This is a genomic window from Streptomyces sp. CNX435, from assembly GCF_059570575.1.
On sequence record NZ_JCANTA010000001.1, the window covers coordinates 649,099 to 663,265 of the forward strand.

Sequence of the window (14,167 nt, forward strand, 5' to 3'; positions counted from 1 at the left end):
GGAGTTGACAATCATCTGGGCTTGAGCGATCGTTCGACTAATTAGTGCCTGGTCTCGGCCGTATGAAGAGGTCCGCATGAAGCACCTTCGCCCCATCGCAGCCGCTGCTGCGGCGCTTGCCCTGTCGCTCGCTGTCACCGCCTGCTCCTCCACCCCCGGAGAGGGGGACGTGCCCTCCGCCGCAGGCAGCCTGGCGACGACCACCAAGCCCGGAACCGGCCCCGTCGACGAGATCACCTGGGCGCTGTACCGCGCCCCGACATCGATCGACCCGATCACCGCCGGCGACTATCCAGAGCTCACCGTGACCAGCCTGATGTGCGAGTCGCTGTTCAAACAGGAGCCCGACGGTAGTGTCGTCCCCGGTCTGGCCACCAAGATCACCTTCCCGCAACCGACGACCGCCGAGATCGCGCTTCGTGGCGACGTGACCTTCGCGGACGGGTCGCCGATGACCGCCGACGACGTCGTGTTCAGCATCCAGCGGAACATCGACCCGGCGCTCGGGGGCTATTGGAGCACTGTGCTCGACCGCATCGAGTCGGTGAGCAAGAAGGACGAGAGCACCGTTGTGATCAAGCTGACCGAGCCCGACTACTGGCTTCAGAGCGCGCTCTCCTTCATGGCCGGCGTGGTTGTGAAGAAGTCGTACGTCGAGGAGACGGGCAAGGACTACGGCACGCCCAAGGGCGGCGAGATGTGCACCGGTCCGTACAAGCTCGACGACTGGCGGACGGGTGACGTCCTCTCGGTCGTGGCCAACGAGAACTACTGGGACAAAGACGCCGAAGTGCTCGTCCAAAAGGTCAACTTCAAGGGCATTCCCGATGAGGCGACCCTGACCTCGGCACTGCAGACCGGAGAGGTCGACGGAAGTTACCTGGAACTCCCCCTGAGCACCCTGGAGCAGGTGACCAACAGCGGCACCGTGGACATTTACCGCGGTCCGTCGTACACGATCGACGCCTTCGTCGTCGCCGACACGACCCGAGGACTGCTCAAGGACACCCGGGTACGGCGGGCGCTGTCCCTGGCCTTCGACCGGGACTCCTACGTCAAGGCTCTGTACAAGGGCACCGCGCAGCCTGCCCGTGCGATCGGCAGCCCCGGCACCTGGGGCTACGAGCGCGACACCTTCGCCCGGGCCTGGGACGCGCTGCCCGAGCCGAAGGTCGACCTGAAGGCCGCAAAGGCACTGATCGAGAAGGCCGGGGTGACCGGCGAAACCCTGACCATCGGTACGAGCAACGAGATCAACAAACTCGCCACCGAGGCGAGCGCGATGAAGGCGGCGGCAGAGAAGATCGGCCTGAAGGTCAAGCTGTACCCCCTGTCCGCCGACGCCTACAGCGGCTTCTTCCTGGACGCCAAGGTCCGCGCCAAGGTCGACGGATTCTTCACCACCAACTTCCCGACCTGGGCCGACCCAGGCCGGCTCCAGTCGTCCCTCGCGGTCCCCGGTGCGGAGCAGGACTACGGCAAGTACGACAACCCGGAGGTGGCCCAGCTCCTGCAGCAGGCCCGCAGCGAGGCAGACCCGAAGAAGCGGGCGGACCTCGTCGTCCAGGCACAGGCCATCCTCGCCAAAGACCTCCCGTGGATCCCGATCGTCGCGCCGGACACGGTGCTCGTCATGAATAAGCGCCTGACCGGTGCGACCGTGACCTCGCAGCACTACTTCGCGCCGTGGGCCACCGACCTCGGGGCTGTGGGCTAATTGGCCAGGTACCTGTTCCGACGGCTGGCGATGCTGGTCGTGACTCTGGTCGTGTCGAGCTTCGTTGTCTTCTCCGGCGTCCGCATGGCGCCCGGCGACCCGATCGCGGCCCTGGCCGCGGGGCGGTCGCTGCCCCCGGAGAGTGTCGCTGTGCTCAAGGAGCGCTACCAGCTCGACGCACCCTTCATGGAGCAGTACACGAGTTGGGTCGGCCACGCCCTGCAGGGTGACCTCGGGATGTCGATCACCCTGCGGCAGGAGGTCACCGACCTGATCGCCGCCCGGGTCGGTACGACCCTGTTCCTGGTCGCCTACGCGACCCTCATCATCATCGTGATCGGACTGGCCCTGGGCATGATCGGTGCACTCGGGCCCCGAAAGGTGGACTCCGCGGTGGTCGTCTCAACCTCTGTCATGGTCGCGGTGCCGCCGTTCGTGGCCGCCATCGCGATGATCGCGGTCTTCGCGGTCGGGCTCGGCTGGTTCCCGGCGTTCGGGGCCGGATCGGGCTTCCTCGACAGCGTGCAGCACCTGACCCTTCCGGCGTTTGCGCTGGCAGCTGCCGCCGCAGCCAGCCTCGCCCGGGTGACCCGGGCCACGGTACGCGAACAGCTTGCCCGTGAGCATGTGCAGACCGCGATCAGCAGGGGGATCGCCTACCCGCTGGTCGTGTGGCGGCACGCCATCAGGAACGCGGCGGGCCCGATGGTCACGCTGACCGGTATCACCGTCGCGTCCCTGATCCCGCTCGCCGCCGTTGTCGAGCGGAGCTTCGGCCTCAACGGGCTCGGTGCGTACCTGGTGAACGCGACCCTGTCGAAGGACCTGGCCGTCGTCCAGGGCATCTGCCTGGTGATGGTGGTCGCGTTCATTCTGGTGAACACCGTGGTCGACGTGGCCGTGGCCCTGATCGATCCGCGGATCAGGCTGGGACAGCGATGAGCGCCATCGATCTCGGCCGTCCGGACACGGAGCCGACGAGGCGTCCGGACCGGCCGGCCCTCGGCGGCCTCGGCACCGCGGCACTGGTGTTCGTCGTGCTCGCCGTGCTGGTGGCGCTGCTGGGTCCGCTGCTGGCGCCGTACGACCCGAATGCCTCGGACCTGTCGCGCAGCTTCGGCGGGGCCTCTCCGGAGCACCTGCTCGGCTTCGACGCCCAGGGCCGGGACATACTCTCCCGGCTGCTCACCGGCGCACGCAGCTCGCTGCTCGGGCCGCTCACGGTCGTGGTGATCAGCATGGCGGTCGGCGTGGTCGTCGCCGTCCTCGCGGCGTGGACCGGTGGCTGGTTTGACTCCCTGGTGTCCTCCACCCTCGAGATCATGTTCGCCTTCCCCGGCCTGTTGCTTGCGATGCTGGTCACTGCGGTGTTCGGGGCTGGGCTCTGGACGGCGGCGCTTGCCCTCGCGGCCGCCTACGTTCCCTATGTGGCACGGGTGATGCGTAGCGTCGCCGTGACCGAGCGAAGCAAGGCCTACGTGCGCGCGCTCGAGATCCAGGGCTTCCGAGCGACCACCATCTGGCGGCGCCATCTGGTGCCCAACATGGCGCCGCTGATCGTCGCGCAGGCGACGCTGTTCTTCGGCTACGCGATGGTCGACCTCGCCGTCCTCTCGTTCTTCGGGCTGGGTGTTCAGTTCCCGAACGCCGACTGGGGGGTGATGGTCGGGAGCGGCCAGTCCGGGGTCCTACAGGGGCATCCCATGGAAGCTCTCTCTGCCGGGGCCTGCGTGGTACTCCTCGTCGTCGCGGTCAATGTGCTGGGGGAGCGGCTCGCGGGCGTCGAGTCGGCCGCCCTGAGGCCGCGTCGTACGCGAAAGGGGCGGTCGTGACGGGGCACTTGCTGGACGTCTCGGGATTGAACCTCACCGTGTGGTCCCGGGAGGGTGAGCGCCGCATCCTGCGTGACGTCGCCTTCGCCATCGACGCCGGGGAGGCCCTCGGCCTGGTCGGCGAGTCCGGCTCCGGGAAGTCGATGACCGTGCGGTCGATCGCCGGTCTTCTGCCTGCCGGTGCCCGGGCCGAGGGAAGCATCCTCTTCGACGGCACCGAACTCCTCGGCTGCAACGCGACGACCATGCGGGCGGCGCGTGCCCGGACCGCGCTGGTCTTCCAGGACCCGCGGGCGCACATCAATCCGGTCCGCAGCGTCGGCGACTTCCTCACCGAGGCACTCCGGCTGAACCGGGGGGTCGGGCGCCGCGAGGCCGAGGCTCGCGCAGTCCGGGTACTGGACGACGTCGGGGTCTCCCAGGCCGGCCGTCGGCTGCGCCAGTACCCGCACGAGCTTTCCGGAGGTCTCCTGCAGCGGGTGATGATCGCGAGTGCGTTCCTGGTCGAGCCGGACCTACTTCTCGCCGACGAGCCGACCACCGCGCTGGACGTCACGACTCAGGCGGACGTGATGGCGATCATCGACGGCCTCCGGCGGGACCTGGGACTGGCGCTCCTGCTCGTCACCCACGATCTCGACCTTGCTGCCGCGGTGTGCGACCGAACCGCGGTGATGTACGCCGGCGAGGTCATCGAGGTGCAGACCTCGGAGGATCTGCACGACGACCCGCGGCACCCCTACACCAAGTCGCTGACCGCCGCGCGGCCCAGCCTGACCACGACGAGCCACCGGCTCCCGATCACCCCTGGGCGGCCGATCGCCGCCTTCCAGGTGCCCGGCGGCTGCGCTTTCGAACCGCGGTGCGGGTTCGCGACTGAGCGATGTCGCGCGGAGCGACCCGCGATGCCCGGAAGCGGGCCTGGTTCGGTTGCATGCCACTACGCGGCTGAGCTGAACGGAGGAACGGGTCGTGTCTGAGCCGATCCTGGAGGTCGCTGGACTGACAAAGACCTTCGGCGCGAACACAGTCGTCGAGGAAGTCTCGTTCTCGCTGATGCCGGGGGAGTCCCTGGGTGTCGTGGGCGAGTCCGGCTCGGGGAAGACCACCGTCGCCCGGATGGTCGTGGGCCTCGAGACGGTGACCCGGGGGACGGTCCGGGCTTGTGGCGTGGACCGGACCCGGGCCGCGCGGTCGGCGTCCGAGCGGCGACGGCGGGGACGGGAGGTGCAGATGGTCTTCCAGGACCCGTACCAGAGTCTCGACCCGCGGCAGACGGCTGGAGCCGCGATCGCCGAGGTCCTCCGCCACCATGGGCCCGCCAGCCCGCGTGACCGGTCGCGTGAGGTGGGCGAGCTCGCCGACCTGGTGGGTCTCGACGACCATCAGGTCAAGTCACGCCCGCAGAACCTGTCCGGAGGGCAGTGCCAGCGGGTCGCTATTGCCCGGGCCCTCGCCGCGAAGCCCCGGATCGTCATCCTCGACGAATCAGTGTCCGCCTTGGACGTCTCCATCCAGGCCCAGGTGCTGAACACCCTGGCCGACATCCGGGAGAGGACCAGTGTCGCCTACCTGTTCATCAGCCACGACCTGGCCGTGGTGCGCCAGGTGACCGACCGGATCGTGGTGATGAAGGAGGGCACCATCGTGGAGAGCGGGTCGACGGCGACGATCCTCGACGACCCGACCCACCCGTACACCCGTCTGCTGCGTGAAAGCGTCCCCCGGCCGGGATGGAAGCCCCGGCACCAGAGTCGGCGAACGAGCTAGGAGCCAGTAGCCCATGAACAGCTCACCCGTCCGCGACCTGCCGGCCCCCGTCGGCACCACCGAACTCGGCTGGCCAACGGCGACAGAACTCGCTGCCGCCGTCCGGAGCGGCTCTGTGACTTCGCGTGAGGTCACAGGGCGCTACCTCGAGCGGATCGAAGCAATCAACCCGGAGTTGAACGCGTTCTGCACCGTGCGGCGGGACGAGGCCCTGGCCGCCGCGGACTCGGTCGACCGTGCTGTCCGTGACGGCGCGGACCTGGCTCCGTTCGCCGGTGTCCCGACGGCGATCAAGGACCTGCACCCGGTGAAGGACTGGGAGCTGTGCAGTGCCTCGGAGGCGGTCGGCCAGGAGCTCATGGAGTCGGACGCGGTTGCCGTGCGAGCACTGCGCAACGCCGGCTTCGTCTTCGTCGGGTCCACCACCTCGCCCGAGTTCGGGACGGTCTCGGTGACCGAGTCGGCACGGCACGGCGTGACCCGCAGCCCCTGGGACACGGATCGGAGCCCGGGAGGATCGAGCGGCGGTGCGGCGGCTGCGGTCGCCTCGGGCATGCTGCCGATCGCGCACGGCTCCGACGGCGCCGGGTCCATCCGGGAGCCCGCCAGCTTCTGCGGGCTGGTGGGCATGAAACCGAGCCGTGGACTCGTCCCCGGCGACGCGTTGTTCATGGAGGGCTACGCGACGGAGGGTGTGCTCACCCGGACGGTGGCGGACACGGCAGCGGCCTTGGACGTCTTCGCCGCCGAGAAGCCGGTCGGCTGGTACCGCCACCCAGCGCCGCCTACGTCCTACCGGGAAGCTGCCGAGCGTGACCCGGGCCGGCTGCGGGTCGGGTTCAGCATCCGGCCCGCGTTCCCGCAGCGTGTCGACCCGGCGGCGGCGGCGATGGGCCGCCAGGCCGCGGAGCTGGTGGCCTCCCTCGGTCATGAGGTGGTCGAGGTCGACATTCCGGGCCTGGACCAGGAGTGGTTCCAGGAGATGTTCGAGATCATCTATGCGACCGGGTCTGCCGACGTCGACGTGCTCGACGAGGATCGTGTCGAACCGCTGAACCGGACGCTGCGTGCGGCGAGTCGCCGGACGGACTCGCTCACCTACGTCCGGGCCGTCATCGACGTCCAGCTGCAGGTGCGAGCGATGTACCCGCTCTGGGAGGACATCGACATCCTGCTTACCCCGACGAATCCGGTACTCAGCCCGGGGGAGGGCGCGCTCTGGCAGGGGCAGGACGCCGACCCGTGGCTCCCGCTCCGGAGGGCGGAGGAGACCGCGTCGCTGACCGTGATCGCAAACGTGCTCGGCCTCCCCGCGATCTCCGTGCCGTTGGTCGAACACGTCAACGGGATGCCGTTGGGCACCCAGCTCATCGGCGGGAACAACGACGACTGCACCGTGCTGGCGCTCGCCGGCCAGCTGGAACGGGCGTTCCCCTGGCGTACCCGACAGCCGAAGGGGATCACCCTGTGACGGGCCCAGCGGCGCGCACCGCGTACCGGAACGGGGAGGGCAGCCTGCTCCCGGTGTTCGACCGGGTCTCCGACTACGTGGCCTACTGGTCGGAGACCCGTCCGGACCGGGAGGCACTGGTCGACGGCAGCACCCGGATGACCTACCGGGATCTCTGCTTCGCCGTCGACCGGACCGCGTCAGCGCTCCTCGCCGCCGGGGTGCGACGGGGCGATCGGGTCGCGCTGCTCGGTCGGCCGCGGCCGGAGTGCTTCGCGAACTTCCTGGCAGCTGCGAGCGTCGGCGCGATCTGGATCGGTCTGAACCCCAAGTACACCGCGGACGAGGTGGCAACCGTGCTGACGGACTGCCGACCGTGCCTGCTGTTCGCGCTGCTCGACTTGGACGAGCACGCCGAGGCCGTCCTCGACCGGGCGCAGGAGGTCGTGGCGGACCTGAGGGTCGTTGTCGACGACACCAGCGGTCTGTCGGCGTTCGAGACGCTCGGGGATTTCTTGCGTACGGGCGCCGACCCGGCAGCGTTGGTCGCGGCGCGAGACGCCGTGTCCGGCGCGGACGCCGCGGCGATGATCTACACCTCGGGCACCACCGGACGTTCGAAAGGTGCGCTGGTGCCGCACCGCGGGCTTGCCGAGTGCGGTGTCATCCAGAGCACCCGCTGGTACGGCGACTCACCGCGCAAGCTGTGCGACCTTCCGCTCAACCACATCGGTGGGCTCGGCGACATCTGCACGTCGATCCTTACCGCGGGCGGCACGACTGTGTTCATGGAGCGCTTCGACCCGGCGGGTGCGCTGCGCACCGTGGAGGGCGAGCGGCTGACCCACTTGTACTGCATCCCGACCCAGCTTCTCGCCATGGTCGAGACCCGGGAGTGGGAGTCGTGCGACCTCTCCTCGCTGGAGTGGATCCTCTGGGGAGGGGCGGCCGCGCCGCAGGGCCTGCTCGAGACGCTCTCCCGCCGGGTGCCCCGGCTCGGCACCTCCTACAGCCTCACCGAGTCAACCGGCTCGGTGACTTACACGGACGTCGACGCCACGCTCGAGGTGCTCAGCTGGAGCGTCGGCAAGGTAGACGCCCGGTACCACGTCCGGGTGGCGGCGCCGGACGGTTGCGATGTGCCGGCCGGCGAGTCCGGTGAGATCCTCGTCCGCGGGAACCACATCACCCTCGGCTACTTCGGTCGTGAGGACGCGACCCGGGAGGCCATCGACCCGGACGGCTGGCTGCACACGGGTGACCTCGCCCGGGTCGAGCCCGACGGCAACGTGCGCCTGGTCGGCCGGCTCAAGGAGATGTACAAGTCCGGGGGGTACAACGTGTACCCCCGCGAGATCGAGGCCGTGCTGGAGGAGAATCCCGCAGTCACGCTGGCCTCGGTGGTCGGTGTCCGGGACGAGCGCTGGGGCGAGGTCGGCGTCGCCTTCGTGGTGGCCGCCGGCACGACGGCCACCGAGCTTGAGGAGTACCTCCGCGAAAGGCTCGCCAACTACAAGATCCCCAAGCAGATTCGGATCCAGTCCGATCTGCCGACGCTACCCATCGGCAAGGTGGACAAGGCGGCCCTGCGTCGCGCTGTCACCCGCTGACCGGCATGACCACTAAGAAGGGCCCGACCGTGAACTCATACTCTGCCCCTGCCCGCCCGGCGTTTCTCGACGGGTCGGTCAAGGGACTGTTCATCGACAACGACTTTGTCGAGCCGTACGAGCACGCGGTCATCGACGCACTCGACCCGGCTGACAACAGCCTGCTCGGCCAGGTCTACGCCGCCGGCGCCCAGGACGTCGACCGGGCGGTCAGCAGTGCGCGCCGTGCCTTCGAGGGACCCTGGTCCCGGTTGAGTGCGGCCGAGCGCGGCCGCTTCCTGTGGCGCCTGGCCGACCTCGTCGACGAGCACGCCGACGAGCTGGCGCTGCTGGAGACCCTGAACAACGGCAAGCCGCTTCGGATCGCCCGTGAGGACGACCTTCCCGAGACGGCCAACGTCTTCCGCTACTTCGCCGGGTTCGCGACGAAGAACTCCGGCCAGACGATCGATGTCGGCGACGTCGACGCGCACGTCTACACCCTCCACGAGCCGATCGGCGTGACCGCCGGGATCATCCCGTGGAACTACCCGCTGGTGCTGGCGGCGTGGAAGCTGGCTCCGGCGCTGGCCGCGGGCAATGTGATGATCCTCAAGCCCGCCGAGCAGACGCCCCTGTCAATCCTGCGGCTGGCGGAACTGGTCCGCGATGCCGGTTTCCCGCCAGGCGTCGTCAGCGTCCTGAACGGCCACGGTCACGTCGCCGGCGAGGCGATCACCCAACACCCGGGGATCGACAAGGTGGCGTTCACCGGCGAGATGAGCACCGGCCAGCGCATCGCTGTCGCTGCCTCCGGCACGCTGAAGCGGGTCACCCTCGAGCTCGGTGGCAAGTCACCGAACGTCGTCTTCGCCGACGCCGACCCCGCGCAGCTGCGCTCTGGTGCTCTTTGGGGGATCTTCTACAACATGGGGCAGGACTGCTCCGCGGGCTCACGCCTGCTGGTGGAGGATTCCATCTTCGATGAGGTCGTGGAGAACCTGGCTGCTGACGCGGCCGACCTCAAGGTTGGCCCGGGAACCGACAGTGACACCGACATCGGCCCACTGGTATCCGTCGGTCACACAGAGCGGGTGCTGAGCTACCTGGACCTCGCGGCGCAGGAGGGCATGGTCCGCGCCGGTGGAGGTCGCGAGACCGGACCCGGTCGCGACGGGGGCAACTTCGTCCAGCCGACCCTGATCACCGGCACCGGTACCGGTGCCCGGGTGGTGAACGAGGAGATCTTCGGCCCGGCGGTCGTCGCGATGCCCTTCAAGGACGAGGACGACCTCGTCGCCCTGGCCAACGGAACTTCCTTCGGTCTTGCCGCGGGCATCTGGACGCGCGACGTCGGGCGGGCGCACCAGGTGGCGCGACGTCTGCGTGCCGGGACGGTCTGGGTCAACACCTACGGTGACGCCGACGCCGCGGTGCCGTTCGGCGGTACCCGGATGAGCGGGTACGGCCGGGACAAGGGCTCCTACGCGATCGAGGCGTACACCCAGGTAAAGGCCGTCTGGGTGAACACGGCTCGGCCGCAAGGGCACGTCTGACCGTGCGGGCCGATGATCAGGGCTCGTCGGCGTGTTGACCAGGTCTTTTGTCGTGTGGACGCGGTGTGGACCGATACGGACGGCTTGCTTCCCGCAGCCGTCCCCAGGATGTCACTGGCCGGCGACCAGCTTCCTCAGTGCAGGGGTCAGCCTGCTGGCCATCAACTCATGCCCTTCCGGGCCTGGATGGACGCCGTCCGTCAGCAGGCCGGTGTCCGCGTGGCCGAGGATGTCAGGGCCGTCGATGAGGTGGAGGTCGGTGTCCCCGTGGCTGTTCAGCAGGGTCACCGCCTCGGCGACCGTGTGGCGGATCCGGGACAAGGTCATGCCGCCTGGGCCCGTGGTGTCCTCCTTGGCCGGGGAGACGAGGGGGGAGATGACGGCGAGCGGCACGCCGGGGTGGCCGTCGCGGATGGTGCTGAGGAGGCCCAGCACGGCCGGCAGGAAGGAGCGTTCGGTGAACGTGCCCTGGCTGCGGACGTTGATGCCGAGGCAGGTCACGATGAGGTCGGCAGGGCGGTCACGGATGAGGCGGGCGATCATGGGGTCGAGGTGGCACTCGCCGGCGTAGCCGAGGCAGGTCAGCTCGTATCCGAGGGCCCGGGCGGTGAGGGCGGGCCAGGTGCGGGTGGGGGAGGCGGCCTGCCTGCCATGGGTGAGGGAACTGCCGTAGGTGATCAGCGCGGGCCGGGCGGCCGGCTCGGCTCGCCAGACCCGGGCGCCGGCGTCGACGGACAGCCCACGCAGGCGCAGTTCGCCGAATTGCGGCAGCCATAGCGCCAGGGTGTGGTCGCCGGGCGGGAGTCCGGCGAAGCGGAATGCTCCCTCGGCGGTGAGCTTCTGGGTGCGTACGGGCTCGCCGTCGACCAGCAGGTCGACCGGGGAGAGTTCGTCCCGCCCCACGGGGAGGAACCGGCCGGAAAGGCACGTGCTGTCGGTGCCGAGCACGATCCGTACCCCTGCCGCCATCGCGGCGCGGCGGCGCAGCACGTCGCCGGGGAAGAGGGAGATCCGGCTGTGGGGCAGGCGCCACGGGCGGGAGAAATCCGGGGTGTGTTCCACCTCGATGGCGCCGGCCCACAGCAGCGCAGGGTCGTCGCCGCGGATCTCGCGCAGTCGCTCCGGCTCGTTCGGTGTGTCCACGAAGCGGCTCATCTTTCTGCATCAGGGCTGGTGGTGACGCACGTCCCGGGGCGCGGCGACGTCGATGGTGACCTCCGCATGCCGGGTTGTCAACGGTAAGTACTTCTTCACGACGACCCCTTGACGTTCTCCGAGACCTGTACGTAGCGTCCACGCCATCTTGGCTTCATACGTATTAAGGATCCCGGAATGGCAGCACAGCGACGGCGCCCTACCCAGGTGGACATCGCCCGTCGGCTCGGCATATCGCAGGCGACCGTGTCGCTTGTGGTCAGCGGTGGGCCTGCGAGCTTCCAGGTCGCGGACGAAACCCGCCGGGCCGTGCTGGAGGCCGCGGCCGAGCTCGGCTACACGGTCAACGCCGCTGCTCGCAGCCTCAAGGGCGGCCGGAACCGGCTGCTCGGCCTGTATACGTTCGAGCCGGTCTTCCCGGTCGACCGGCGCGACTTCTACTTCCCCTTCCTGCTCGGCGTGGAGGAGGCGACCGCCGAGCGCGGCTACGACCTGCTGCTGTTCAGCTCGGTCACCGCGCGCGGTGACCGCAGCATCTACGCCAGTGGGGCCAACCGGCTCAGGGTCGCCGACGGATGTGTCCTCCTCGGTCGCCACATCGACCGCGCCGAACTGGCCGAACTCGTCCGCGAGGAGTTCCCGTTCGTCTTCATCGGACGACGTGAGGTCCCCGGTCAGGAGCTGTCGTACGTCGCCCCCGACAACGTCGGGGCCACCCGGGACACCGTGCGATCACTGGCCGGCCTCGGGCACCGGCGCCTGGCCTACCTGAAGCTGGCCGATGACCAGGAACCCACGCGTGACCGTGTGGCGGGCTTCCGGCAGGGGATCGCCGACGCCGGGATCGGCGAAGACCAGGTTCTCGTCCACGCCATGGACGAAACGGCCGCTCTCACCGGCGAACTGCTCAAGGAGTGGCTGGCCGGCGGGATCACCGCGCTGCTGGTCGAGCCGAGCGAGGACGATGCCGCGGTCGCGGCCGTCGAACGCGCCGCCGCCGAGGCGGGGATCGGCATCCCGGAGGACTGCTCGGTGGTCCTCCTCGGTGATCCGCCACTGAGCGAGAGCACGCGTGACTGGACTCGGTACACGCCCCCGCGGGAGCAGATGGCCCGCGAAGCCGTCCGGCTGCTCCTGGAACTGCTCGACGACGAGGAGGGCCGACCGCGCCACCTGCTCGTCGACTGCAGGCCGATCGCCGGAGAGACCGTCGCCGGACCGCGCGGGGGCCGCCCGTCATGACCCATGAGCTCGTACCGCTGAAAGGGCTGCCGCAGTGATCCACTATCTCGCCAAGCGGCTGGCGATCGGCCTCCTCACGATCTGGGGCGTCGTCAGCGCCGTGTTCGTCGTGATCCGGCTGGCGCCGGGTGATCAGGCCACAGTCGCGCTGGGTCCGGGCGCGAACGCCGAGGAGATCGAGGCACTGCGCCACTCGCTGGGCCTCGACGAGTCGCTGCTGGTCCAGTACTTCTCGTACCTGGGCGATGTCGCGACGCTCGACTTCGGCCAGTCGTACCGCTACGGGCGACCGGCGATGGAGGCCGTCCTTGAGCGGTTCCCGGCGACCATCGAGCTCACCATCGCCGCCACGGTGATCGCGATCCTCGTCGGCCTCGTGCTCGGGATCGTGTCCGGGCACCGGCCCGGCAGCCTGATGGACCGGGCCGTGTCGATGTTCGCGCTGGGGCTGCAGGCGGTGCCGCCGTTCTGGGTCGGCATCATGCTGATCCTGCTCTTCGCGCTGCAGGCGAAGATGCTGCCGAGTGCGGGCGGCGGGAGCTTCGCCCATCTGATGCTGCCGGCCGTCACGTTGTCGATCCCGTTCACGGCGCTGGTCGCCCGTATGACGAGAAGCGGCGTCGCCGAGACCATGACCGAGCCGTTCGTCCAGACCGCCCGGTCGAAAGGGCTCACCGAGACCCAGGTGCTCGGCGGGCATGTGCTGAAGAACTCGCTGATCCCGGTCGTCACGGTCGTGGGCCTCCAGATCGGGACGCTGCTCGGCGGCGCCGTGGTGGTCGAGACGATCTTCGCCTGGCCGGGGCTCGGACAGCTTCTCGTGAGCGCGGTCGGCAATCGCGATTACGCGGTGGTGCAGGGCGCGACGTTCCTCATCGCCATCTGCGTGATCGTCCTCAACCTGGCCGCAGATCTGGTCAACGCCAAGCTCGACCCCCGGATCCGAGTGGAGGCACGTCGATGACCCGGTCGGAAGCCCTGATTGCCGATCCGAAGCCGGATCCCGCGGCAGCCCCGGTTCGCCGCCGGCGACGTCGTCCACTCGCCGCGCTGCCCTACGTGATCATCGGCATCTATCTGCTCACCGCGATCTTCGGGCCGCTGCTCATCGATTACGACCCCGTGGCGACGACGGTGAAGGACCGGCTGCTGCCACCCGGATCCGAAACCGCGTCCGGCACCGCGTGGCTGGGCACCGACGGCGTCGGCCGCGACGTGCTGGCCCAGGTCGTCTACGGGGCCCGGACCTCGTTCATCATCGGGATCGCGGTGGTTCTGCTCTCCGGCCTCATCGGCGTCGGGCTCGGCGCGATCGCCGGCTACTTCGGGCGGCTCCCGGACATGGCCGTGTCCCGCGCCATCGACGTGCTGATGGCCTTCCCCGGCATCCTGCTGGCGATCGTCATCTCGGGTCTGCTGGAGCGCGGGACGCACGTCGTGATCATCGCGTTGTCGGTGGGCGGCTGGGTGGGCTTCGCCCGGCTGTCGCGCAGCATCACGATGTCCACCCGGGAGCGGGACTGGGTCGACGCCGCCCGGATCATGGGCGTGTCGAAGCCGGCGACGCTGACCCGGCACATCGTGCCGTTCCTCGCCGGGTCGGTGATCGCGCTCGCCACGATCGAGCTCGCCTCGGCCGTGCTGTCCGAAGCGGCCCTCAGCTTCCTCGGTCTCGGACTCCCGCCCGACGTCGTGTCCTGGGGCCAGAGCATCGCGAACGGCCGGGACTATCTCGCAACCGCCTGGTGGATCACCGTCTTCCCGGGCCTCGCCCTCACCGTCCTCGTCATCTGCATCGGCCTGGTCGGCGACAAACTCACGCGGCGATACGCCCGCACCCTGGACTAGCGCGCGGT

12 protein-coding genes are annotated in these 14,167 nt (G+C 69.3%); 11 read left to right on the plus strand and 1 reads right to left on the minus strand.

Translation table 11 applies throughout. From position 1 onward, the window contains the following. Positions 1–76 precede the first annotated feature (76 nt). Genes T328_RS02735 through T328_RS02770 form a run of 8 tightly spaced genes read left to right on the plus strand, consistent with a single transcriptional unit; the run spans position 77 to position 9,914 of the window. Entirely contained in the window at positions 77–1,717 is a 1,641-nt protein-coding gene (locus tag T328_RS02735; RefSeq protein ID WP_496494168.1) for an ABC transporter substrate-binding protein, read from the plus strand. Continuing rightward, the gene (locus T328_RS02740; RefSeq protein ID WP_496494169.1) at positions 1,718–2,659 is read left to right on the plus strand and encodes an ABC transporter permease; all 942 of its coding nucleotides are present in this window, start codon (positions 1,718–1,720) and stop codon (positions 2,657–2,659) included. Continuing rightward, complete coding sequence (locus tag T328_RS02745) at positions 2,656–3,549, plus strand: ABC transporter permease (protein WP_496494170.1); 894 nt, start codon at positions 2,656–2,658, stop codon at positions 3,547–3,549. The genes T328_RS02740 and T328_RS02745 overlap by 4 nt, the downstream gene beginning before the upstream one ends. Beyond that, positions 3,546–4,529, plus strand: coding sequence for an ABC transporter ATP-binding protein (locus T328_RS02750; RefSeq protein WP_496494171.1), 984 nt, complete (start codon positions 3,546–3,548; stop codon positions 4,527–4,529). The genes T328_RS02745 and T328_RS02750 overlap by 4 nt, the downstream gene beginning before the upstream one ends. Then, a complete protein-coding gene (locus T328_RS02755) occupies positions 4,522–5,319 on the plus strand; it encodes an ABC transporter ATP-binding protein (protein WP_496494172.1) in 798 nt (265 codons plus the stop codon). Before T328_RS02750 ends, T328_RS02755 begins: the two co-directional genes overlap by 8 nt. A gap of 13 nt (positions 5,320–5,332) precedes the next feature. Beyond that, a complete protein-coding gene (locus T328_RS02760; RefSeq protein ID WP_496494173.1) occupies positions 5,333–6,790 on the plus strand; it encodes an amidase in 1,458 nt (485 codons plus the stop codon). Further along, positions 6,787–8,379, plus strand: coding sequence for a class I adenylate-forming enzyme family protein (locus T328_RS02765; protein WP_496494174.1), 1,593 nt, complete (start codon positions 6,787–6,789; stop codon positions 8,377–8,379). Before T328_RS02760 ends, T328_RS02765 begins: the two co-directional genes overlap by 4 nt. Positions 8,380–8,408: 29 nt before the next feature. After that, a complete protein-coding gene (locus T328_RS02770) occupies positions 8,409–9,914 on the plus strand; it encodes an aldehyde dehydrogenase family protein (protein WP_496494175.1) in 1,506 nt (501 codons plus the stop codon). Positions 9,915–10,025: 111 nt separating this feature from the next. Here T328_RS02770 and T328_RS02775 read toward each other — a convergent pair whose 3' ends face one another. Next, positions 10,026–11,057: an SGNH/GDSL hydrolase family protein gene (locus T328_RS02775; RefSeq protein ID WP_496494176.1), complete on the minus strand. Its 1,032-nt coding sequence runs from the start codon at positions 11,055–11,057 to the stop codon at positions 10,026–10,028. A gap of 189 nt (positions 11,058–11,246) precedes the next feature. On the opposite strand from T328_RS02775, the gene T328_RS02780 reads away from it, so the two are divergent. From T328_RS02780 to T328_RS02790, 3 genes are read left to right on the plus strand one after another with little or no spacing between them, the layout of a single operon-like run. Beyond that, entirely contained in the window at positions 11,247–12,311 is a 1,065-nt protein-coding gene (locus T328_RS02780; RefSeq protein ID WP_496494177.1) for a LacI family DNA-binding transcriptional regulator, read from the plus strand. A gap of 34 nt (positions 12,312–12,345) precedes the next feature. Next, complete coding sequence (locus T328_RS02785) at positions 12,346–13,275, plus strand: ABC transporter permease (RefSeq protein ID WP_496494178.1); 930 nt, start codon at positions 12,346–12,348, stop codon at positions 13,273–13,275. Continuing rightward, positions 13,272–14,159, plus strand: coding sequence for an ABC transporter permease (locus tag T328_RS02790; RefSeq protein WP_496494179.1), 888 nt, complete (start codon positions 13,272–13,274; stop codon positions 14,157–14,159). Before T328_RS02785 ends, T328_RS02790 begins: the two co-directional genes overlap by 4 nt. The last annotated feature ends 8 nt before the right edge of the window (positions 14,160–14,167 follow it).